Source organism: Streptomyces sp. NPDC028419 (genome assembly GCF_055565515.1).
This window is the reverse complement of sequence record NZ_JBVHUE010000022.1, coordinates 98,270-120,019: the sequence shown is the minus strand read 5'-3', so window position 1 is coordinate 120,019 and position 21,750 is coordinate 98,270. Positions and strand designations below refer to the sequence as shown.

Genomic DNA, 21,750 nt, shown 5'->3' with positions numbered 1-21,750 from the left:
CCTAGGTCAGCCGAGTTGCTGGAGGAGGGGGAGGATGTTCTTGGGCTGGGCGTTGACCTGGGCGAGGACGGAGATTCCGGCCTGCTGGAGGATGCTGGCCTGGGTGTAGTTGGCCGTCTCCAGGGCGTAGTCGGTGGCCTCGACGCGCTCGCGGGCGGCGCTGAGGTTCACCACGGCGGTGTCCTGGGTGCGGATGTTCGACTCGAAGCGGTTCTGGACCGCGCCCAGGATCGACCGGAGTGAGGTGACCTCGACGAGGGCGGCGTCGATGGTGGACAGCGGGTCGACGAGAAGCGTGCCGTCCCCTCCGGTCGCTCCGGGCCGGTCGGCGGTCACCGTCCGGCCGTCCGTGCCGGGGTAGGTGACCTTGGTCGGGTCGGTTTCACTGGTGAAGGCGAGCGTCTTGGAGACGTCGTAGCCCTCCAGCCCGAGCGTGTTGACGTTCAATGCCCTCATGGTGACGGCGATGATGTCGCCGTCGTTGGCGCCGGTCTGGAAGTTCATGCTGGTGTTCTTCGCGAGGACCTTGATTCCGTTGAACTGGGTCTGCTGCGCGATGGTGTCGATGGCCTCCAACCGCTGGTCCACCTCCTGCTGGAGGGCCCGGCGGTCGCTGACGGCGTAGATGCCGTTGGCGGCCTGCACGGTCAGCATCCGGATCCGCTGGAGGTTGTCGGTGACCTCCTTGAGCGCGCCCTCGGTGGTCTGCGCGAGGCTGATGGCGTCGTTGCTGTTGCGGCTGGCCTGGACGGAGCCGTTGATCTGGGTGGTCATCCGGTCGGAGACGGCCAGCCCCGCGGCGTCGTCCTGCGACGAGCTGATCCGCTGTCCGGAGGCGAGCCGTTCGGCGGCGACACCCATCGTGGAGCCGGTGATGTTCAGGTAGTTCTGCGTGGTCAGCGACATGATGTTGGTGTTGAGCGTCAGCATGTGGTCGTCCCCATTCGAACGTCGGGTGTGGAGGTCGGGCAGAACTACGCGGACGTGACGTCCACGTCGTCCTGGGCCAGGACGAACCGCAGGATGTCCAGGTCGACCCAGCCGTTCGGGGAGATCGCGTCGATGAAGAGCGGCAGGGTCTTCACCAGCTCCGCGATGAGTTCGGCCTTGTCCAGTCCCCGCGCGGCCGCGGCCGCGGTGAGCTCGCCGTCGCCGATGGCCCGTACGACCTGCTCCTCGGTCAGGGGATCGTTGGGGCCGGCGCCGAGCCAGGAGCGGCTCTGGGGCAGGGCGGCCGCCAGCTGACGGGCCTCGGCCTCGATCTGCTCGGCCGCCGACTCCTCCTGCGGCGTCAGAGCGGCGATCTTCGCGGCTGCCCGGAACGCGGCGATGGTCTCGGCCGGGATCGCGTCCACGAGGACGGGGATCTCCACGGCCAGGGAGGCGGCGACCTCCGCCTCGCTCACCTGGGCCAGCTCCGCCAGCTGGGCCAGCATTCCGGCCGGGGCCGCGGCGATGACGTCCTCGGCCGTCAGCTCGTCGTTCGCACCGCCGCCCGTCCACGAGTCGAACTTGCCCGCCGTGGCGGGCAACGCCGCCAACGCGGTCAGCAATTGCCCCAGCACCGGCGCCACCGTGGTCTCACTCATCAGAATCCCCTTCAAAAGGATCATGCCCGGAAGGCGGACGCTACCGAAGGCAGCCGGCCCACTACGGGTGGTGAGACATGCTTGGCCGATACGACGTCCGCTCTGGCCGGATAGCGGCCCGCGCCCCGGCACGCACCAAGGCGGCGGCGTCCGGTGTCCGGATCAGCGGGCCGGGAAGAGACCCAGGGCGACATCCCATTGGTCAGCCGCACGAAGCAGTGCTGCGGCGTCCGACCCGACCTTCACGACGTACTGGTAGATGGCGGCCCCGCCCTCACCCTGCCGCCACGGGGGCGCCGCCTCCAGGGACAGATGAACGCGAATCACCGCGGTCCCGTCTTCGGTGCGATCGGCGAGGCTGAAAGCTACGACCGGCTCGATGAACTCCGTGTCCGGCGACAGCTCACCTTCGGCATCGGGCTCGGTGACGTCCACCCTCCCCGCGGCCACCGCGCGCAGCCACGCGGACACCTGGCGGGCCTCACCGGTCAGCAGACCCGGTCAGGTCACTAGCCCGAGCAGGCCGTGCGTTGGGCTTCCTGCCATTCGCAGACCGGGCACAGGACCACGCCCGGGGTGGCGACGCCGTATTCGGTGGGCTTGCCGCACTGCAGGCAGTCCGCGTAGGGCGGTCCGGGTACGCGGCCGGCCGGGGTGGCGGGGGCGGGGCAGTACGTGGTGCTCTCGTCCGGGTGCTGCGGTTGGTCCATGCCCACGACGGTACCCGGCCGCGCCGCCGGGTACCGTCGTGGGCGGTCGGCCGGTCAGTGGGCGGCGGCCGCTTCCGTGACCTCGCTCGGGCGGACGATGACGAAGCCCTCGCCGCGCAGCATCAGCTGGACGGCCTCGCCGGAGCCGCCGCGGATCATCGAGCCGACGGACTGCGAGCGGTGCAGGCCGGTCTCCAGCTGGGCGCTCCAGCCGACGACCGCGTCCGTGTCGACGTAGACGGGCGCCTGCGCGGTGACCGGTATGACGATCGGGTTGCCGTCGCAGACCAGGGCGAGCTTGCCGTAGCCGGTGAAGAGGCTGTTGAAGAGGCCGCCGCCGGTCATCCCGGCGCCCTTCACCATCTTGATCTCGTAGGACAGGGTCGGGTCGAAGCACAGGACGTTACGACCGTTGATGGTCAGCGCGTCGCCCTGCTCCATCTCGACGATGAAACAGTTCCCGGCCTGGTGCGCGAACCACGCCTCGCCCTGGCCGCGGACCGACATCAGGGGCAGGCCCTCGCCGGTGACCGCGCGCTTGAGCATGCCACCGATGCCCTGGCCCTTGCGCTCGAACTGGAGGTTGCCCCGGAAGGCGATCATCGCGCCCTGGCGGGCGAGCATTTCACCGTTGACGGTGTACTTGACGGATTTGGCGTTCTGCAGCTCCATGCCGGGGGCGGTGGGCGCCTGGGCCAGGTTCTCTGATGCGAAAAGATCACTCTTCACTGCGCTTGACCTTGTTTCTTCAGGAAGTAGCCATGAAATACAAGTAGTCTTCGATCCAATCTACTTGAGCGCCTCTCCATGACCGATGCCGTGCGGGCCGCGGGGGCCCGGACCCGCTGGACCGAGGCCCATCGGCGAGCTCCCCGGCGGGGGCGGGAGTCGGCCGGCACGACGGTCAGATCCGGCGGGGCTCGATGATCACTTCGGGTGAAGACGACCGTACGACGCTGGCCGGGGGAACGACGGTGCTGCCCATGCAGACGCTCGCGGCGATGGCCGAGTGTCGACCCACAGCAATGCCGGGGCCGAGGGTGATCATGCTGCCAGTCTGGACGTGGTCGCCGATCAGGCCGCCGAACTGGGACGTGGTGCACCGGTAGGGCGGTTCGTCGCCGGGACCGTGCAGGGCGATTTCCTTGATGGGTACGCGCATGTCGTAGTTCCACAAGCTGATCGCCGCGATCACGAGGTTCGCGGACAGGTGGGCGTCGGTCCCGATGATGGAGTGTCCGACGCCGACCTGGTGGCCGAGAACAGTGTTCTCCCCCACGAAGGAGTGGGTCACTTCGCACCCGAAGCCCACGGACACGCCGGCGGTGAGGACGGACCGCTTGCGGACGGTCGAGAATTCGTGAACGCGGACCCCCGGCCCGATGATGACGTCTTCGCCGATGATCGCAGCGGGGTGGATCTGCGCTGTGGGGTGGATCCGCTCGGGCACAACCTGTAGGGCGTCGTCGTGGAGGGCGTCCCAGCAGGTGAGGAAGTCGGACAGCTCGAACTCGCCGATCTTGGCGTATCCGGTGGCGTCCAGCCCGGACGCGGCCGGGGAGCGGACGTAGTCACCGATACGGAGGGACTCGGGCATCTGGCTTGCTCCTGGTCGTCGTCGGGGCGGGGCGGTTCAGGCGGCTTCGGCGGCCTCACGGCGCAGGAAGTCGGGCAGAGCGGCGGGGGTGTTGTCGAGCCAGGCCACGTAGCGGGCCACGCCCTCGGCCACCGCGATCCGGGGCTCCCAGTCCAGGGCCGCGGTCATGCGGGCCGTGCCAGCCGTCCCGCCGAGCGGGTCGCCCTCGGGAAGCGGCCTGTCCTGGAACTCGGCGTCGGGGTAGTGGTTGCGGATGAGCTGGGCCACGTCGGCGATGGAGGTGGCCCGGCCGGTGCCGATGTTGAGGGTCTGTCCGTCGGCGCCGGGGGCGAGCGTGGCCCTGATAGTGGCATCGGCGATGTCTTCGACGTGGACGAAGTCTCGGACCTGCCGGCCGCCGCCGTTCACGTGCAGGGGAAGGCCGAGCTTCGCGCGCATCGCCATCCAGGCGACCACCCAGGAGTGCGATCCCTCCTTGACGGTCTGCGGTTCGCCGTAGACGGAGAAGTATCGGACCGAGGTGTGGGAGACGTTGGCCTTGCCCAACACCAACGCGGTTTGCGCCTCCCCCCACGCCTTCGTGTTCGCGTACACCGAGAGCGGGGCCAGGGGCTGGTCTTCGTTCCATGTCTGCACGTCGTGGCGCTTGGGGTCGCCGTTGCCGTAGACGGCCGCCGAGGAGACGAACACGAACCGGCGCACCCGGGCGTTGCAGCGGCGGACCGCGTCCAGGAGGACCTGGGTATCTGTGACATTGGTCTGGATCGCGGCCATCGGGTTGCGGGTGCAGGCGGCCACGTCGGCGACAGCGGCGGCATGGATCACATAGTCCGCTTTCCGGACGACGTGGTCCACCAGGGTCGCGTCGGCGATGTCGCCCACGATGGTGTCCCGGTCGGTGGTGTGGACGCCGAACAGGTCGGCGTAGACGGCGGCGGGGTAGGCGTCGAGCTTGCCCATGGCGATCACGCGGGCCCCGGCCCCGCGAAGTCGGGCGGTGATGCGGGAGCCGACCAAGCCCCCGCCCCCGGTGACCACCACGGTTGAGCCGGCGAGGGCGGCGGACTGGTCGGCGTCGGTCAACGTCACGGTGGTCTCCTCGGGTTCGGCGGAAGGGGGGCGACGGGGAGGTTGCGACCGGATCGGCTCGGGACCGCCTCCCCGCCACCCCGGCGGGCACCGCTCGGGGCAGGGGTGGCCTCCACCGGAAGGAGCGGTGGTGCAGCCCCGGGCGGGCTGATGAACAGTGAACGCCCCAGCACGGAAAGTGAGTACCGTGGACGAAGCGGCAACCCGTTCAACCCGTTCAAGATCGCTTCCGAGGGGGCCGACATTGGCAGGGGACCGGACACCGAACAACGCGTTGGCAGACGTGATCGCCGAGTCCGGGGCCACGTACTACGCGCTGGCCAGGGAGATCCGCTCTGTGGCGGCCGAGGCCGGTCAGCGGTTGGGTACGGGGCCGTCGGCCGTCGCCTACTGGGTTGCAGGGGGTGCACCCTCCGGCCGGACGCCGTTCTACATTGCCGAGGCCCTGACGAGACGGGCGAAGCGACGGGTGACGGTCGCCGAGATCGGTCTAGGCTCCGCTGCCATCGGTGGCGTCATGGAAGCCGATCCGCTGGCCGCCATCGCCGATCTCGGGAGATCAGTCATGCAACGTCGCCGTGACTTCCTCGGCGCCGCGTTCACCGCCGCCGCCGTCGGCCTGCCGCTGGCCTACGACCACGGACCGGTCGCCGCGACGCTCCGAGCCGCCGAGAGCGGCGGCAGTGTCGGCCTCGCCGAGGTGAGCACCGTCCGCCAGCTCACCGAGACGTTCCGCAGCGTGGACGAACGCATGGGCGGTGGCCACGGCCTGACCACCGTCACCGCCTACCTCACCGACACCGTCGCCCCGATGCTCACCGCCCGGTTTCCCTCCGCCGAGGTCCGCTCCGAGGCGTTCGCGGCGGCGGCCCAGCTGGCTTGCCTGGTCGGGTGGAAACACCACGACCTCGGCCGGGAGGGCCTCGCGCAGCGGTACTACCTGCTGGGCTATCAGCTGGCCTGTGAGGCCGACCCGAACGGCCATGCCGCGTGGATGATGCGGGCCCTGACCCATCAGGCCCTTGACCTGGGCCACCCCCGCTCTTGTCCGGAGCTGGCCGAAGCCGCCCTGGGCAGGGCGGCGGGGAAGGTCGACCGGCAAACCGAGGCCCTGCTCCTGGTGACGTGCGCCCGCGCGTACGGGGCCAGCGGGCAAGGCGCCAGGGCGGCACGTGCCCTGCTGGCCGCCGAGGACGCCGTGACAGACACCCGGGACCCTGTCCCCGCCTACGCCGCCGCCTCGGGCCCGGTAGTAGCCACGGTCGCCTCCCACATGGGAAAGACCCTGACCGCGATGAACGAGCACCGTGCTGCGGAGCGGCACTATCGGAGGGCCCTGGCGGGCCGCACCCCGGGCACGTACCAGCTCAAGCATGGGCTGACCATGGCCGACTTGGGACGATCGGTGGCCGGGCAGCGCCGGCACGAAGAGGCCGTGGGCCTGTGGGCCCGGTCCCTGGACTTCATGGGCGACGTGATCTCCGACCGCAACAGGCAGGCGGTCAGGGAGATCCAGGCGGCGGCGACCCGGTACCGCAAGCGCGGCGTGGCCGGCGCGGCCAGCCTGGACCAGCGTGCGGGCGAACTACTGCGAAACCACGTGTGAGAGGAACAGGCAACGAATGTCGAAGATCGGGGTTGTGGTCCTGACCATGGGAGATCGGCCCGCAGAACTACGGGCCCTGCTGGACTCGGTGGCCGTCCAGGAAGGCGATCCGGCAACCGTCGTCGTCCTGGGCCAGGGCGTGGAGCTCCCACCCCTCCCGGACGGCGTGCACGGTGTCGAGTTGCCGGAGAACCTGGGCATCCCCGGCGGCCGGAACGCCGGCGTGGCCTGGCTGCGCGAGCGGGGCGGCGTGGACGTCGTCGTGGTCCTGGACGACGACGGCCTGCTGCCCCGCACCGACACCTTCCGGCTGGTCCGGGAAGCGTTCGCCGGAAAGCCCCGCCTGGGTATCGCGGGCTTCCGCATCGCGGACGAGACCGGGGCGAGTCAGCGCAGGCACGTCCCTCGCCTGGGAGGCAAGAACCCGCTGGTGTCCGGGCCGGTGACGACGTTCCTCGGCGGCGGCCACGCCATCCGCATGAGCGTCATCGACCAAGTAGGCGACTTCCCCACCACGTTCTTCTACGCCCACGAGGAAACGGACTTCGCCTGGCGGGCGCTCGACGCCGGCTGGGATATCGACTATCGGGCCGACATGGTGCTGCAACACCCGCGTACGGAAGCGTCCCGGCACGCGGTGTACTACCGCAACACGGGCCGGAACCGCGTCTGGCTGGCCAAGCGGCACCTGCCCGCCGTCCTGGTCCCGGTCTACCTCGGGACGTGGGCCGCGTACACGATCGCGCAGCGGCCCCCGCTGTCCGGCCTGGCGGCCTGGTGGGCCGGCTTCTTCGAAGGCCTGCGGGTGCCCTACCCGCCGAGGCGACCCATGCACTGGCGGACCGTGCGGCGGATGACCCAGCTGGGCCGACCCCCGGTGATCTGATCGCCGCCCACGACTCCGGACAGGATCTGGTGGTGCTGGCCGTACCCGCACAGTCCGAGCCGTACGAGACACCGACCCGGACTCCGGCGGCTCCTCGCCCGCGGGAGCCCTCCCCGGCAAACTCCTGCCGGCGGAGACGGGCGGGCGGGGTGGCAGACTTGGCCGGATGAGCGCCCCCGACACCGCCCGCGACGCCGTCGCCGCCAACGTCACCACCCCCGCCGAGCCCGAGAGTCCCTTCCACACGGAGCACCTCGCCCGCGACGAGGCGCCGCAGTTCGTGCTGCCGCTGGTGGTCCGGCTGGAGAAGACCGCGCCGCCGGCCCGGACGGACGCGCTGGAGACGGCGGCCCGCGCGGTGCTGGTGCTGCTCTCGGACGAGCGGGCGCTCGGCGAGGGCGAGTGGGCCCGGGCCGTGCACGACTGGCAGGACGCGCGGATCCGCAAGGTGGTGCGCCGGGCGCGCGGGGCGGAGTGGCGCAAGGCCCAGACCCTGCCGGGCATCACGGTGCGGGGCGGGGAGTCCGAGGTCCGGGTGTTCCCGCCGGTCCCGCTGGACGGCTGGCCCAAGGAGCTCGCCAAGCTCCAGGTGTCCGGCACCGACCTGGACGACCCGGAACCGGTGCCGCCGGCGGAGCCCGGGGTGCCCGTGCTGTGGCTCAACCCCCAGCTGGACATGTCGGCGGGCAAGGAGATGGCCCAGGTCGGGCACGCGGCGCAGCTCGCCTGGTGGGAGCTGACCGGGCCCGAGCGGGCGGCCTGGCGGGCGGACGGCTTCCGGCTCGCCGTGCGGACGGCCGGCCCAGAGCGCTGGGCCGCACTGGCCGGGAGCGGACTGCCGGTGGTGCGGGACGCCGGTTTCACCGAGATCGCGCCGGGCTCCTGCACGGTGGTCTCCGACCACCCGGCCCTGCGCGGACGGCTTCGGTAACGGTCCTCCCGGGGCCCCGCCCCCGCGCCCGGCGGGCCGCCGCGCGGAACCTCAAATGTTGCTCTGAACGTCCCTTTCTGCGGTTGGCTGCTCTTCGCCGGGGTCATGACACCGGCGAAGGACCGCGTGGAAGGGGGCGAGGGGTACATGGAGCGCACGGCACACCTGGGGGTGGGCATCGGCTGGCGGCCCGAGATCGCGGAAGCGGTGGAACGGCTGCCGGACCTGGACTGGGTCGAGGTGGTGGCCGAGAACATCTGCCCGGGCCACCTCCCCTCGTCCCTGCTGCGGCTGCGCGAGCGCGGCACCGCGGTCGTCCCGCACGGCGTCGGCCTGGGGCTCGGCGGCGCCGACCGCCCCGACCCGGCCCGGCTCGCCGCGCTGGCCGAACGGGCGGTGGCCCTGGGCGCGCCGCTGGTGAGCGAGCACATCGCCTTCGTACGGACCTCCTCGCCGGCGCTGGAGGCCGGGCACCTGCTGCCCGTGCCCCGGACCAGGGACGCCCTGGACGTGCTGTGCGAGAACGTGCGGATCGCCCAGGACGCGCTGCCGGTCCCGCTGGCCCTGGAGAACATCGCCGCACTGATCTCCTGGCCGGGCGAGGAGCTGACCGAGGGCCAGTTCCTCGCCGAGCTGGTCGAGCGGACCGGGGTGCGGCTCCTGATCGACGTGGCGAACCTGCACACGAACCGGGTGAACCGGGGCGAGGACCCGCTGGCCGCGCTCGACGCGATCCCGCTGGAGGCACTGGCGTACGTCCACGTGGCGGGCGGGGTCGAACGCGACGGGGTGTGGCACGACACCCACGCGCACCCCGTCGCACCGGTCGTCCTCGACCTCCTGGCGGGGCTGCGCGAGCGGGTGGACCCGCCGGGGGTGCTGCTGGAGCGCGACGACGACTTCCCGCCGGAGGCCGAGCTGGCGGCCGAGCTGAGCACGATCCGCGCGGTGGTCGGGCGCGGCGACCGTCGCCCGCGGCCCGCCGCCGCGGACGCCCCCGCACGCACCCGCCCCGCCACCACCACCGGGGACCTCTCCGCCGCCCGCACCCGGGTCGGGCTGGGCCAGGCCGCCCTGCTGTCGGCGCTGGTCGCCGGGACGCCCGTGCCCGAGGGCTTCGACGGGCAGCGGCTGCGGGTGCAGTCGCGCGCGCTCGCCGCCAAGCGCGCCGGGGTGGTGCGCAAGCTGGCGCCCGAGCTGGTCGAGGTGCTGGGGGCGACCGCCTACCGCGAGGGCTTCCTGCGGTACGCCCGGACCCGCCCCATGACCGGGGGCTACCGGCGCGACGCGCTCGACTTCGCCGAGCACCTCCTCATCCAGGACCTGCCCGAGGACCCCGCGGCGCGGCGCCTGCTCACCGAGTGGTGGCAGGACCGGGCCGGGGTCCGCCCCGTCGGGCCGCTGGCCCGCTGGATGCGGATCCTGTTGCCCTGGCGGCGCAGGCCGCCGCGGCCGGGCGCGACCGGTAGCGCGCACCCCGCGCACCCTGCGTCCGGCGCGCGTGCCGGTGCCGTGCGCGCCGACCGCCCCGCGGACGCCGCCGCCGCGGCGGGGCGGGGTGCGAGATGAACGCGCTCGCCGGCTGCGTCTGGCTGGCCGTCCTCGTCTCCTCGCTCGCGCTGCACCTGGGCATCCGCCGCTTCCGCACCCGCCCGGCCGGTCCCGTGCCCCGGCTGCACGACCTCTCCGAGGCCGCCTTCCTCTCCGGCGGTCCGGGTCGGGTGGTCGACGCCGCGCTCGTCTCACTGCTGTGCGACGGTCGGCTCGTCGTCGGCGGTCCCGGCATCGTCCACGCCCTGCCGGGGGTACGGGCCCACGACCCCGCCGAGCGGGCGGTGCTCCTGGCGCACTCCACGGCGCCCTCGGGGGCCCTGCACGTGCTGCGGCTGGCGGCGATGCGGGATCCCGCCGTCCAGGAGATCGGTGACGACCTGGCCCACCGCGGGCTGATCGCCCTGCCCGGCACCGGCCGGATCTGGCGGCGCTGGGGGATCGTCCAGGTCGTCGTCTGCCTGCTGGGCTTTCCGCTGGCGGTCGCGGCCACCATCGTGCAGTTCGCGGGGCCGATGGACCATTCCTTCCACGTGCCCTTCGTCGTCGAGGTGCTCCCCGCCCTGCTGGGCGGCGCGGTAGCGGGCGCGGTGGGCGCCTCCCGGGCACGGGGCCGGATCACCACGGCCGGGCGGCGGGCCCTGAACGAGACCCGCGCCCAGCACGCGCGCGACCGCGGCGCACCGGTTCAGGCCGCGCTCTCGGGCCTGGCGGGCGTCCGGGACCCGTACCTGCGGGCGCAGTTGCTGCCCGCCGCCCGGCTCGGCGGCGCCCGCGCCACCTCCTCGTCCAGGGCTTCGCGGGCGCATCACGACACCCACGGGTCCGGGTCTTCCCCCGACGTGCTGCCCGTCGTATGGTGCGCCGGGAGCGACGGCGGCGGAGCGAGCGGCTGCGGCGGGAACTCCGGGTCGAGCTGCGGCGCTTCGGGGTCGACGGGATCGGGCTGCGGCTCCTCCGGGAGCGGTTGCGGGAGCTCCTCCAGCGGTTCGAGCTGTGGCGGGTCGAGTTGCAGCAGCTCCAGCTGTAGCAGTTCGTCCGGCTCCAGCTGCTCCAGCAGTTCCTGACCCTTCACCACGAGACCCATCACCACCAGACCCATCATCACGAGAGCCGTCATCACGAGCGCATCACGAGGTGTTCACACCTCGGCACCACCCCCGACCAGGAGCTTCAACATCTTGTAGAAATCGGCCATGTTCTGGGTCCCGTTCCTCCTGACGGCCTGGGCCGGAGCGCTGTTGTCGTGCGCCCGCCTGCTGAACGCCGCGACCGACGACGCGCCGCCCCTCCCCGGCGGCGGCGCCGCGCACCACCACGACGAACTGAACCTGTACGAGGTCGCCTACCTGGCGGGCGGTCCCCGGCGGGTCGCCGAGCTGACGCTGCTCTCCATGGAGCGCCAGCGGCGCCTGCTGCTGACCCCCACCGGGTGGGCGACGGTACTGGATCCGGTCGGCCGCGATCCGCTGGAGCGTTCGGCGCTGGACGCCTTCGGCCCCGACGGGCAGTCGCCGGTGGAGTCCGTCCGCGCCGCGGTGGCCGCGCACGACGCCGTACGGGCGCTCGCCGAGCGGCTCGGCGAGGCCGGGCTCGCCCTGACCGAGAGCGCCCGGGCGGGGGTCGCTTCCGGGGTCGAAGCCGTGCGCGGGGCCAGCGCGCTGATCATCGTGATGGCCGCCGCCTCCCTCGTGGTGCCCTCCGGCGGCGCCTCCCCCACCTTCATCATGTGCTGGTTCGCGCTGCCGCTGATCCTCACGCTGGGCTGCCTGGGCATCGCCCGCTTCGAGTCCCACCCCTACTCCGCGTGGGCCTCCCCCGCCGGACAGCGGCTGCTGAGCGCACTGGACCGCGAGCGCGGGCGCGGCGAACCGCTCGCCGCCATCGCCGTGCGCGGGGTGCGCGCCGTCGGGGATCCGGGCCTGCGCGCCGCGCTGTCCTGCGGCAACCGGGGGACGCTGCCGCGGCAACGGGAGTACTGAGCGCGACACCCGGCGGTGATCCTGTACAACCGCACCCGCCTGTCGTCCCATCTGTTGATCCGATGAGACGACAGGGGCCGCCATGCGGACGACGCCGACCCGCTACGGAGCCGCCGCGGCGCTCCTCTCCCTCGCCCTGTGCGCACCGACGGCCACCGCCCGGGCCGCCGAGGACCCCGGCCCCCGCGTCCCCCGCGCCGAGACCGCCGTCGAGCGCGCCGGGCGCCTGGGGGCCGAGGTCGTCGCCCACCGGGCCGCCGCGCACCGGCTCGACTTCCGCGCGTGCCCCGCGAGCGAGGGGCTGGCCGCCCCCGTGCGCTGCGCCCTGTTGCGCGTACCGCTCGATTACGCCCGCCCCGACGGGCCGCAGATCTCGCTGACCGTCAGCCGGGTCACCGCCACCGGCGCCAGGGGCGAGCGCCAGGGCTCCCTCGTCTACAACCCCGGCGGCCCCGGCGCCTCCGGCATGTACTTCCCGCTCGTCGCCGACCTCCCCGAGTGGCAGCGCGTATCCGCCGCCTACGACCTGGTCGGCTACGCCCCGCGCGGGGTCGGCCGCTCGGCCCCCCTCTCCTGCCGGGACCCCGCGGCGCGGCCCCAGGGTCCCACCCAGGTCCCCCAGCTGCCCTCGCCGGCCTACAAGCGGCAGCGGCTCGCGGCCGCCGAGGAGTACGCCCGGGGCTGCGCGCGACGGGCGGGCGCGGCGCTGGCGCACTACACCACCCTCGACAACGTCCGGGACCTGTACGTGTTGCGGGCCGCGCTGGGCGAGGCGCGGCTCAACTTCCTGGGGGCCTCGTACGGGACCTACCTCGGGGCGGTCTACGCGACGCTCTACCCGGGCCAGGTGCGCCGGTTGGTCTTCGACTCGGCGGTCGATCCGGATCCGGCACGGATCTGGTACCGCAACAACCTCGACCAGTCGGCCGCCTTCGAGCGGCGCTGGGCCGACTTCCGCGCCTGGGCGGGCCGCCACCACGACGTCTACGGGCTGGGCCGTACGGCCGCGGCGGTCGCCGCGAGCTACGAGAAGGTCCGGGCCCGGGTGGCCCGCGAGCCCGCGGGCGGGGTCGTCGGCACCGGCGAGTTGCAGGCGGCGTACCTGCGGGCGGCGTACTACGACGAGGTCTGGCCGCGGCGGGCGGCGGCGCTCGGCGCCTACCTGCGCGGCGACCCCGGGCCGCTGATCGAGCAGGCCGGGCCGGACCCGGCGGCGGCCGCCGAGGACGAGAACGCGCGGGCGGTCTACACGGCGGTGTTGTGCAACGACGCGCCCTGGCCCGCGGACTGGGCCACCTGGGACCGCGACAACACCGAACTGGCCCGGACCGCCCCCTTCGAGACCTGGTCCAACGCCTTCCTGAACCTGCCCTGCGCCTCCTGGCCGGCCGCCGCGCGGCGGCAGCGCCCGGTCGACGTGGGCGCGGGCGGGGGCGACGAGGTGCGCGCGGCGCTGCCCCCGACGCTGGTGGTGGCCGCCGAGCGGGACGGGGCGACCCCCTACCCGGGGGCGCTGGAACTCCAGCGGCGGCTCGGGCCGCGGGCCGCGCTGGTCACGGAGACGGGGGCCGGCACCCACGGAGTGGTCGGCGGACGCAACGACTGCGTGGACCGGCACGTGGAGCGGTATCTGCTGACGGGTGCCACGGCGGGGTGGCGCGTCGCGTGTGCGCCGCATCCGGAGCCCGCACCGGTGTCGCTGGACGACCGGGCAGCGGGCCCCCGAAGGGTGCCGCTGCCGCCAGTCGTCTGAACTTCCGGGCGGGATCTCCGGCTGCGTCGATTCGGGGGCAGGGCCTCCCGATCCCCGGAAGCCGGCGTCGGTCTGAACACGCGGTCTTCCGGTCCTTCCCCCCAGGGGAGGTATCAGGCGAGCCCGGCCACCAGATCGGCGACGGACTTGCGGCGCCCGGTGTAGAAGGGCACCTCTTCGCGGACGTGCATGCGGGCCTCGGAGGCGCGCAGGTGACGCATGAGGTCGACGATGCGGTACAGCTCGTCGGCCTCGAAGGCCAGCATCCACTCGTAGTCGCCCAGCGAGAAGGAGGCGACGGTGTTGGCACGCACGTCCGGGTAGCCGCGGGCCATCATGCCGTGGTCCTTGAGCATGCGGCGACGGTCCTCGTCGGGCAGCAGGTACCAGTCGTAGCTGCGTACGAAGGGGTACACGCTGACGTAGTCGCGCGGGTTCTCGTCGGCCAGGAAGGCCGGGATGTGCGACTTGTTGAACTCGGCCGGGCGGTGCAGGGCCATGTTCGACCACACCGGCTCCAGCGCGCGGCCCAGCTTGGTGCGGCGGAACAGGTTGTAGGCGGTCTGCAGCTCGTCCGAGGTCTCGGCGTGCCACCAGATCATGATGTCCGCGTCGGCGCGCAGGCCGGAGACGTCGTAACTGCCGCGGACGGTGATGTCCTTCGCCGCGAGCTGGTCGAACAGCTCCTGGACCTCGTCGGCGTAACCGGCGCGGTCCTCCGGGAGGACGTCCTTCAGCTTGAAGACGGACCACAGGGTGTAGCGAATGACCTCGTTGAGGTCCTTGGCCTTCTTCCCCGCGTTGGGAATCTTCTCTGGTGCAGTCATGTGCCTATTGTCCCGTGTCCTGATCAGTGCTCTGTGCCTGGGGTGCCGAAGGCGCTCGCGGAGCCCGCCGCGACCGCGCCGGAGCGCCCCGCGGCCCATGCCCCGGCCACCGCGTCGGCGGCCCGGTGGGCGCTGGCGACGCACGCCGGGATGCCCACGCCGTCGTACAGCGCGCCGCACACCGCGAGCCCGGGCAGGGCCGCGACGGCCGTCCGGATCCGGGCCACCCGGTCCAGGTGCCCGACCGGGTACTGCGGCAGTCCGCCGGTCCAGCGGGTGACGGCCGAGGCCACCGGGCGGGCGGCCAGCCCCACGGCCTCGCCGAGGTCCGCGAGCGATACGTCGACCAGCTCGGCGTCCTCCCGCTCCAGGACGGCCTCGTCGCCGTGGCGGCCGACGGAGGTCCGCAGCAGGAACAGGTCGGGGTCGGCGCCCGACCAGGCCCACTTGTTGCTGGAGAAGGTGGAGGCCTTGATGGTGCGGCCGTCCACCGGCGGCACCAGGAAGCCGCTGCCGGTCAGCCCGGCCGGCAGTTCGGAGCGCCGGAAGGCGAGGGTGACCAACGCCATCGAGGCGTAGTCGACCCCGCGCAGCTCGCCGGCGGCCGCGGGCGCGAGGCGCTCCAGCAGGGTGGCCGCGGGGCCCGCGGGGGTGGCCAGGACCACGGCGTCGGCCTCGATGACCTCGGCCGGGGCGGAGCCGGAGCCGCCGGTCACCACGCGCCAGCCCGCGGGCGTGCGCAGCAGTTCGCGCACGGGCGCCCCGGTCAGGATCCGCGCCCCGGCGGCGCGGCAGGCCGCGGCGACGGCGACCGGGAGGCGGCCGATGCCGCCCTCGATGCCCGCGAAGACGGGGCCGGTGTCCTGCGGCCGCTCGGCGGCCCGGCGCTGGATCTCCCGCACGCCCTCGGCGAGCGAGCGGTGGGTGCGGGCGGCCTCGAAGAGCTGGGGCACGGCGGCCCGCATCGAGATCCGGTAGGCGTCCCCGGCGTAGACCCCGCCGAGCAGCGGTTCCACGAGCCGGTCCACGACCTCGCGGCCGAGCCGGGCGGCGACGTAGGCGCCGACGGCCACGTCCTCGCCCAACTCGGTGCGGGCGAGGTCCGCGTCGGCGGAGATCCGGGCGAGGCCCTCGGCGGAGAGCACGCCCGAGGCGGCCAGCAGGGCCGGGTCGCCCGGAACGCCCATGACGTGGCCGCGCGGCATCGGCCGCAGGGCGCCGCGGGTCCACAGGGCGGCGGTGGCGGTGGCGGGTGCCTGGAGGGCGTCGCCCAGGCCGACGGCCCGGGCCAGCTCCACGGCTTCGGGGCGGCGGGCGAGCACGGATTCGGCGCCGAGGTCGACGGGGAGCCCGGCGAGTTCCCCGGCGTGCAGCTTCCCGCCGAGCCGCGCACCGGCCTCCAGTACGGTCACCCGCGCGCCGGTGGCGAGCAGCCGGTGGGCCGCCGCGAGTCCGGCGATGCCGCCGCCGATGACCACCGCGTGGCCGGGCCGGCCGGAGCCGCGCCGCGCATCGGGGTCGGGGTCGGCGTCGGCGCCCGTACTCATGTCCGCTTCCTGCATGGGCACATCGTCTCAGACCGATCACCGTGGCCGGACCGTGACCGCATCGGGACCGGCCCGCGGCCGGCCGGTGAAACCCGCGCGGGCCGGCGCGCGTCGAAGGGCGGACACCGGCCGAACCCTTGGGGGGACCCGCGATGCGCACAGATCGTCCGACGAGGAGAACCACCCGCCCGCTCGCGGCCCTGGCCCTGGCCGGAGCGCTCGCGCTCACCGGCTGCGCCGCGGACTCCGCGGCCCGCGGCGACAGCTCGGCGGCGGCCTCCGGGGCGGCCCGGCAGGACGCCGAGGGCGCCGGTGGTGCGGCCCCCGCTCCCCCGGCCGCCCCTTCCGCCCCGGCCGCCCCTTCCGCCCCGGCCGCCCCTTCCGCCGCGGCCGACCAGGGCAAGGGGCCGCAACAGCCCGTGGCCGGGCGCCCGCGGGTCATCCGTACGGCCACCCTCTCGATCGAGACCGCGCAGGCCCAGGGGGCGCTGGCCGCGGCCCGGTCCGCCGCCGAGGGCGCGGGCGGGTTCGTGGGCGCCGAGAGCACCCGGCGGGACGCCGACGGGGCGCTGACCTCGTCACTGACCCTGCGGGTGCCGGCGGACCGGTTCGACGCGGTCCTCACCGCGCTGGAGGGCAGCGGGAAGCTGCTCGGCCGCAAGGTCGAGGCGCTCGACGTGACACAGAAGTTCGCGGACGTCGACAGCCGGGTGAAGTCCCAGCAGGCGAGCGTGGTGCGGGTCAGGGAGCTGATGGAGAAGGCCACGGCGATCGGTGACGTGGTGCTGCTGGAGGGCGAGCTGAGCCGGCGCCAGTCCGACCTGGAGTCGCTGCTGGCGCAACAGACGGCCCTGGCGGACCAGACCTCGCTCGCCGCGATCACCCTGGAGGTCGCGCAGCCGCGGCAGGTCAAGGGGGCCGGCGAGGACGACGGGGCGTCCTTCACGGACGCGCTGGGCGGCGGCTGGTCGGTGTTCACGACGGCGCTGCGGTGGATCGCGCTGGCCTTCGGGGCGGCGCTGCCCTTCGCCGGGGCCGCCGCGCTGCTCGCCCTGGGATGGCGGGTGTTGCGCGGGCGGCGCGCCGCGGGGTCCGCCGCGGCGCCGCCGGAATCGGAGCGGGACGTGACGGACTGAACGCCCGTTCGGACGTAGCGTGTTACCGACGCGCAGGACGACGGAGGGACGGTAGGGGCGATGGCGGCGACGGAACGACTGGTGGTGGTCGGCGGCGACGCGGCGGGGATGTCCGCCGCCTCGCAGGCCCGGCGGCTCAAGGGCCCGGCGGAGCTGGAGATCGTCGCCTTCGAACGGTCGCACTTCACCTCGTACTCCGCGTGCGGGATCCCGTACTGGATCGGCGGGGCCGTCGCCGGTCCGGACGAGCTGATCGCCCGGACCCCCGAGGAGCACCGGGCGCGCGGGATCGACCTGCGCACCGGGACCGAGGTGCTGGAGCTGGACCCGGCCGGCCAGCGGGTGCGCGCCCGGGATCTGGAATCGGGGTCCGAATCCTGGACGGGCTACGACCGGCTGGTCCTGGCGACCGGCGCCCGCCCGGTCCGCCCCCGGCTGCCCGGGATCGACGCGCGGGGGGTGCACGGCATCCAGTCCCTGGACGACGGGCAGCGCCTGATGGACACCTTGGAACGCGGGGACGTCCGGCGCGCGGTGGTGGTCGGCGCGGGCTACATCGGCGTGGAGATGGCGGAGGCCCTGGTCCTGCGGGGCTTCGAGGTGACCGTCCTGCACCGGGGCGCGCAGCCGATGGCCAGCTTGGACCCGGACATGGGCGGCCTGGTGCACTCGGCGATGAACGGGATGGGGATCCGTACGGTCGCGGGGGCCGAGGTCACGAAGATCCTCACCGACGAGGAGGGCCGGGCCCGGGCGGTGGCCACGGCGACGGGCGAGGAGTACCCGGCGGACGTGGTGGTGCTCGGCATCGGCGTGGAGCCGCGCACCGGCCTGGCCCGGGCGGCCGGGCTGCCGCTCGGGGAGTCGGGCGGACTGCTGACGGACCTCGCCATGCGGGTCCGGGGGCACGAGAACATCTGGGCCGGCGGGGACTGCGTGGAGGTGCTGGACCTGGTGTCGGGCCGCACCCGGCACATCCCGCTGGGCACGCACGCCAACAAGCACGGTCAGGTGATCGGCTCGGGGGTGGGCGGCGGCTACGCGACCTTCCCCGGGGTGGTGGGCACCGCGGTGAGCAAGGTCTGCGACCTGGAGATCGCCCGCACGGGCCTGCGGGAGCGGGACGCGCGGGAGGTGGGCCTGCGCTTCGTGACCTCGACGATCCGCTCCACGAACACGGCCGGGTACTACCCGGGGGCGGCGGAGATGACGGTCAAGATGTTGGCCGAGCAGCGCTCGGGGCGGCTGCTGGGGGTCCAGATCGTGGGCGGGGCGGGGGCCGCGAAGCGGGTGGACATCGCGGCGGTGGCCCTGACGGCCGGGATGACGGTCGAGCAGGTCGTCTCGCTCGACCTGGGGTACGCCCCGCCGTTCTCTCCCGTGTGGGATCCGGTGCTGGTCGCCGCGCGCAAGGCCGTGTCCGCGGTGCGGGCCGCGGGGGTCTGACCCCCGCCACCCCCGGTGGCTCCGCCCCGGACCCCGGTCCTCAAACGCCGGACGGGCTCAAAGGATGCCCTCAAACGCCGGGCGGGCTGGAATCGGCTGCGCCGATCACCAGCCCGCCCACGCGCGTCAGCGCTGCGTCTGGGTGTGGACGTAGTCCACCAGGCGGGTCAGGGCCGTCGGGTCGGTCGTGGGGAGGACGCCGTGGCCCAGGTTGAAGATGTGGCCCTCCAGGCCGGCGGCCGCGTCCAGGACCTCGCGGGTCTTGGCCTCCACGGCCTCGGTGGTGGAGAAGAGGACCGCCGGGTCCAGGTTGCCCTGGAGCGCCTTGCCGGGGCCGACCCGGCGCACGGCGTCGTCCAGCGCGACCCGGTAGTCGACGCCCACGACGTCGGCGCCGGCCTCGCCCATGAGGCCGAGGAGCTCGCCCGTGCCCACGCCGAAGTGGATCCGCGGGACCCCGTAGGAGGCGACCGACTCCAGGACCTTCGCGGAGGCGGGCATCACCGAGCGGCGGTAGTCCGCCGGGGCGAGCGCGCCGACCCAGGAGTCGAAGAGCTGGATCGCGGAGGCGCCCGCCTCGATCTGGACCTTCAGGAAGGCGGAGGTGATCTCGGCCAGCCGGTCGAGCAGGTCCGCCCACAGCTCCGGGTCCCCGTACATCAGGGCCTTGGTGTGCTCGTGGTTCTTGGAGGGGCCGCCCTCGACGAGGTAGCTCGCGAGGGTGAAGGGCGCGCCGGCGAAACCGATCAACGGCGTGCCGCCGAGTTCACTCGTGAGGAGGCCGATGGCCTCGGTGACGTACCAGACGTCCTCGGGGGTGAGGTCGCGCAGCTGTGCGAGGTCCTCGCGGCGGCGGATCGGCTGGGCGACGACCGGGCCGACGCCCGGCTTGATGTCCAGGTCGATGCCGATGGCCTTCAGCGGGACCACGATGTCGGAGAAGAAGATGGCCGCGTCCACGCCGTGGCGGCGCACCGGCTGCATCGTGATCTCGGTGACCAGGTCGGGCCGCATGCAGGATTCCAGCATCTGCGTGCCCTCGCGGACCTTGCGGTACTCGGGGAGCGAGCGCCCCGCCTGGCGCATGAACCACACGGGCGTGTGCGGCACCGGCTCGCGGCGGCAGGCCTTCAGGAAGGCGGAATCGTACGTCTGACTCGGCGTGCCCTTCGGGCTCTCGTTGGCGCTCACGACCCAAATCTTCGCACGTATGAAGAAGTGCCCGGCCCGGCGCGGGTGTCCCTGCGCCGTACGGGCGCCCGCTGCGCCTAGTCTTCCCCGCATGGCTGCGGCTCAGGGACGATTTTCAGATGGCGCTGACGGTGTGGACAGCGCGAAGGAGAGCTCCGTCCCGCTCCCGTTCCGGCGGGCGGTCGACGGCTTGAAGAAGGCGCGGCTGCGCCCCGGGATCGAGATCGACCCGACGAAACCGCCCCAGCGACTGGCCCCGTACGCCTACGCGCTGGAAGCCGCGGTCGTCGACGGCGAGGACGACCTCGCCGACGGGCGGCTCATTCTGCTCCACGACCCGTCCGGGCACGACGCCTGGCACGGGACCTTCCGGCTGGTGACGCTCGTACGGGCGGAGCTGGAGCCGGAGATGGCCGCCGACCCGCTCCTCCCCGAGGTGTGCTGGTCCTGGCTGACCGGGGCGCTGGACGCGCGCGGGCTGACGTACGGGGAGGCGAGCGGCACGGTGACGATGGCCGGGTCGCACTACTTCGGCGGGCTCGCGGAGCGCCGGCCCGCGACGCAGATCGAGATCAGAGCCTCGTGGACGCCCCGCGAGGGGGTGGGCGGGGTGCCCGACACGGCGGCCCACCTGGCCGCCTGGTGCGACCTGCTGTGCCAGACCGCGGGGCTGCCTCCGGTCGGGCCCGTGGACACGGCGGTGGTCTCCCTGCCACAGCGGCGCGGTCCGCACCACCCGTAGCGAAGGGGCCGGACGGCCCTGTCGCGCGGCCCCCGCGGGTGGTCGCGCGGCGCCCCGGCGTCGGCCGCCACGGCCCCGGCGGGACCCGGGAACCCCCGCCCGCGCCGGTAACCGGCTGTCAGAACGGGGCGTCCGTTGCGGTCTTCTGATCGACCCTTGATCGATCGCGCGTCCGAATTGCCCGAATTGTTACTCACTAAATCGTGATCATTCCCTAAAGCCGGGCGGGTGACGTGCCGAAGGAGTGAGTGACCATCCGCACGGTGGGTAGCGGCTCCTTCCCCGGCCGCCACCCACTCGCCACTCCCTCAGGAGGCCTGGTGTCCGTTCTTCTCGAGCAGCCCGCAAGCCTGGTCGCCTACCGCCCGAACAAGCCGACGGCCATGGTTGTCGTGGCCGACCCGCGCGTCCGCTCCACCGTGACCCGCCACCTGTGGGCTCTCGGGGTTCGTGACGTCATCGAGGCTTCGTCCATCGCGGAGGCCCGCCCCCGCGTCGGAAGCCCGCGCGACATCTGCGTGGCCGACGTGCACCTGCCCGACGGTTCCGGTCTCACCCTGCTCTCCGAGACCCGTGCCGCGGGCTGGCCCAACGGCCTGGCCCTGTCCGCCGCCGACGACATCGGCGCGGTACGCAACGCCCTCGCGGGCGGAGTCAAGGGCTACGTCGTCACCGGAACCCGTACCAACATCGGGCTCCCCAGCCGGCCCGGCTCCGCGCCCATCGGTGCGGCCGCCGCCCGGATGCACCGCCGCCCCCCGGGTGCCCCGAGCCACCCGGGCGGCTACCGCGAGCTGTCCGGCCGCGAGGTCGAGGTCCTGCGCCTCGTCGCGGAGGGCCAGTCCAACAAGGCCATCGGCGTCTCGATGGGCCTGTCCGCCCTGACCGTCAAGTCCCACCTCGCCCGGATCGCCCGCAAGCTGGGCACCGGCGACCGGGCCGGGATGGTCGCCGTCGCACTGCGGACCGGGATCATCCACTGAACCCGTCCCCAGGGTCCCCGGCCCACGCCCCCGGTCACCACCGGACGGCGCACCGGGGCACCCGGGGGAACGTCCGTCCTCCCACCCCGGGGGGGGGGGGGGGGGGGGGTGGGGGGGGGGGGGGGGGGGGGGCCGGGGAGGGGGGGGGGGGGGGGGGGGGGAAAAAAAAAAAAAAAAAAAAAAG

General features: G+C 73.5%; 20 protein-coding genes and 1 pseudogene. 11 read left to right on the top strand and 10 right to left on the bottom strand.

What is annotated here, in order from left to right; genetic code table 11:
• Window positions 1–6: 6 nt before the first annotated feature.
• The 7 genes and pseudogenes from ACZ4UB_RS24960 to ACZ4UB_RS24930 all read right to left on the bottom strand — a co-directional run bounded on the left by ACZ4UB_RS24960 (window position 7) and on the right by ACZ4UB_RS24930 (window position 4,985).
• A complete protein-coding gene (locus tag ACZ4UB_RS24960) occupies window positions 7–930 on the bottom strand; it encodes a flagellin N-terminal helical domain-containing protein (RefSeq protein ID WP_468073310.1) in 924 nt (307 codons plus the stop codon).
• Between the two features lie 44 nt (window positions 931–974).
• Window positions 975–1,589 carry a YidB family protein gene (locus ACZ4UB_RS24955; RefSeq protein WP_468073308.1) on the bottom strand — a complete coding sequence of 205 codons (615 nt, stop codon included), beginning with the start codon at window positions 1,587–1,589 and terminating at the stop codon, window positions 975–977.
• A 162-nt stretch (window positions 1,590–1,751) separates the two neighbouring features.
• A pseudogene (locus ACZ4UB_RS24950) lies at window positions 1,752–2,090 on the bottom strand (WapI family immunity protein); the annotation flags it as partial.
• An 8-nt stretch (window positions 2,091–2,098) separates the two neighbouring features.
• Window positions 2,099–2,299: a hypothetical protein gene (locus ACZ4UB_RS24945; protein ID WP_468073306.1), complete on the bottom strand. Its 201-nt coding sequence runs from the start codon at window positions 2,297–2,299 to the stop codon at window positions 2,099–2,101.
• 54 nt (window positions 2,300–2,353) lie between these two features.
• Window positions 2,354–3,028 carry an AIM24 family protein gene (locus ACZ4UB_RS24940; protein ID WP_354379188.1) on the bottom strand — a complete coding sequence of 225 codons (675 nt, stop codon included), beginning with the start codon at window positions 3,026–3,028 and terminating at the stop codon, window positions 2,354–2,356.
• Between the two features lie 175 nt (window positions 3,029–3,203).
• Window positions 3,204–3,896, bottom strand: coding sequence for an LbetaH domain-containing protein (locus ACZ4UB_RS24935; RefSeq protein ID WP_468073304.1), 693 nt, complete (start codon window positions 3,894–3,896; stop codon window positions 3,204–3,206).
• A 36-nt stretch (window positions 3,897–3,932) separates the two neighbouring features.
• The gene (locus ACZ4UB_RS24930; RefSeq protein WP_468073302.1) at window positions 3,933–4,985 is read right to left on the bottom strand and encodes an NAD-dependent epimerase/dehydratase family protein; all 1,053 of its coding nucleotides are present in this window, start codon (window positions 4,983–4,985) and stop codon (window positions 3,933–3,935) included.
• A 244-nt stretch (window positions 4,986–5,229) separates the two neighbouring features.
• On the opposite strand from ACZ4UB_RS24930, the gene ACZ4UB_RS24925 reads away from it, so the two are divergent.
• From ACZ4UB_RS24925 to ACZ4UB_RS24895, 7 genes are all read left to right on the top strand, one after another.
• Window positions 5,230–6,591, top strand: coding sequence for a tetratricopeptide repeat protein (locus ACZ4UB_RS24925; protein ID WP_468073372.1), 1,362 nt, complete (start codon window positions 5,230–5,232; stop codon window positions 6,589–6,591).
• Between the two features lie 16 nt (window positions 6,592–6,607).
• Window positions 6,608–7,477: a glycosyltransferase family 2 protein gene (locus ACZ4UB_RS24920; RefSeq protein WP_468073300.1), complete on the top strand. Its 870-nt coding sequence runs from the start codon at window positions 6,608–6,610 to the stop codon at window positions 7,475–7,477.
• A 166-nt stretch (window positions 7,478–7,643) separates the two neighbouring features.
• Window positions 7,644–8,408, top strand: coding sequence for a peptidyl-tRNA hydrolase (locus ACZ4UB_RS24915; RefSeq protein ID WP_468073298.1), 765 nt, complete (start codon window positions 7,644–7,646; stop codon window positions 8,406–8,408).
• Between the two features lie 147 nt (window positions 8,409–8,555).
• The gene (locus ACZ4UB_RS24910) at window positions 8,556–9,977 is read left to right on the top strand and encodes an MbnB/TglH/ChrH family RiPP precursor modification enzyme (protein ID WP_468073296.1); all 1,422 of its coding nucleotides are present in this window, start codon (window positions 8,556–8,558) and stop codon (window positions 9,975–9,977) included.
• Window positions 9,974–11,026, top strand: coding sequence for a TIGR04222 domain-containing membrane protein (locus ACZ4UB_RS24905; RefSeq protein ID WP_468073294.1), 1,053 nt, complete (start codon window positions 9,974–9,976; stop codon window positions 11,024–11,026). Before ACZ4UB_RS24910 ends, ACZ4UB_RS24905 begins: the two co-directional genes overlap by 4 nt.
• Before the next feature lie 129 nt (window positions 11,027–11,155).
• Window positions 11,156–11,941 carry a TIGR04222 domain-containing membrane protein gene (locus ACZ4UB_RS24900; RefSeq protein ID WP_468073292.1) on the top strand — a complete coding sequence of 262 codons (786 nt, stop codon included), beginning with the start codon at window positions 11,156–11,158 and terminating at the stop codon, window positions 11,939–11,941.
• 82 nt (window positions 11,942–12,023) lie between these two features.
• On the top strand, window positions 12,024–13,694 hold the full coding sequence (locus tag ACZ4UB_RS24895) for an alpha/beta hydrolase (protein WP_468073290.1): 1,671 nt from the start codon (window positions 12,024–12,026) through the stop codon (window positions 13,692–13,694).
• A 113-nt stretch (window positions 13,695–13,807) separates the two neighbouring features.
• On the opposite strand, the gene hemQ is transcribed toward ACZ4UB_RS24895, so the two are convergent.
• Window positions 13,808–14,521: a hydrogen peroxide-dependent heme synthase gene (gene hemQ, locus ACZ4UB_RS24890; protein ID WP_385781163.1), complete on the bottom strand. Its 714-nt coding sequence runs from the start codon at window positions 14,519–14,521 to the stop codon at window positions 13,808–13,810.
• A gap of 23 nt (window positions 14,522–14,544) precedes the next feature.
• Entirely contained in the window at window positions 14,545–16,068 is a 1,524-nt protein-coding gene (hemG, locus tag ACZ4UB_RS24885; protein ID WP_468073288.1) for a protoporphyrinogen oxidase, read from the bottom strand.
• Window positions 16,069–16,220: 152 nt separating this feature from the next.
• Here hemG and ACZ4UB_RS24880 point away from each other — a divergent pair, with 152 nt between their 5' ends.
• Together ACZ4UB_RS24880 and ACZ4UB_RS24875 are read left to right on the top strand one after the other, a co-directional pair.
• On the top strand, window positions 16,221–17,204 hold the full coding sequence (locus ACZ4UB_RS24880) for a DUF4349 domain-containing protein (protein ID WP_468073286.1): 984 nt from the start codon (window positions 16,221–16,223) through the stop codon (window positions 17,202–17,204).
• 60 nt (window positions 17,205–17,264) lie between these two features.
• Window positions 17,265–18,650: an FAD-dependent oxidoreductase gene (locus ACZ4UB_RS24875; RefSeq protein ID WP_468073285.1), complete on the top strand. Its 1,386-nt coding sequence runs from the start codon at window positions 17,265–17,267 to the stop codon at window positions 18,648–18,650.
• 126 nt (window positions 18,651–18,776) lie between these two features.
• Here the strand turns inward: ACZ4UB_RS24875 and hemE are convergent, their stop codons facing one another.
• Window positions 18,777–19,841 (bottom strand): uroporphyrinogen decarboxylase, encoded by a 1,065-nt coding sequence (hemE, locus tag ACZ4UB_RS24870; RefSeq protein ID WP_468073283.1) that lies wholly within the window; start codon window positions 19,839–19,841, stop codon window positions 18,777–18,779.
• Between the two features lie 91 nt (window positions 19,842–19,932).
• Here hemE and ACZ4UB_RS24865 point away from each other — a divergent pair, with 91 nt between their 5' ends.
• Together ACZ4UB_RS24865 and ACZ4UB_RS24860 are read left to right on the top strand one after the other, a co-directional pair.
• Entirely contained in the window at window positions 19,933–20,583 is a 651-nt protein-coding gene (locus tag ACZ4UB_RS24865) for a DUF3000 domain-containing protein (protein WP_399267451.1), read from the top strand.
• Window positions 20,584–20,903: 320 nt separating this feature from the next.
• On the top strand, window positions 20,904–21,566 hold the full coding sequence (locus tag ACZ4UB_RS24860) for a response regulator transcription factor (protein WP_330333266.1): 663 nt from the start codon (window positions 20,904–20,906) through the stop codon (window positions 21,564–21,566).
• Window positions 21,567–21,750: the final 184 nt, after the last annotated feature.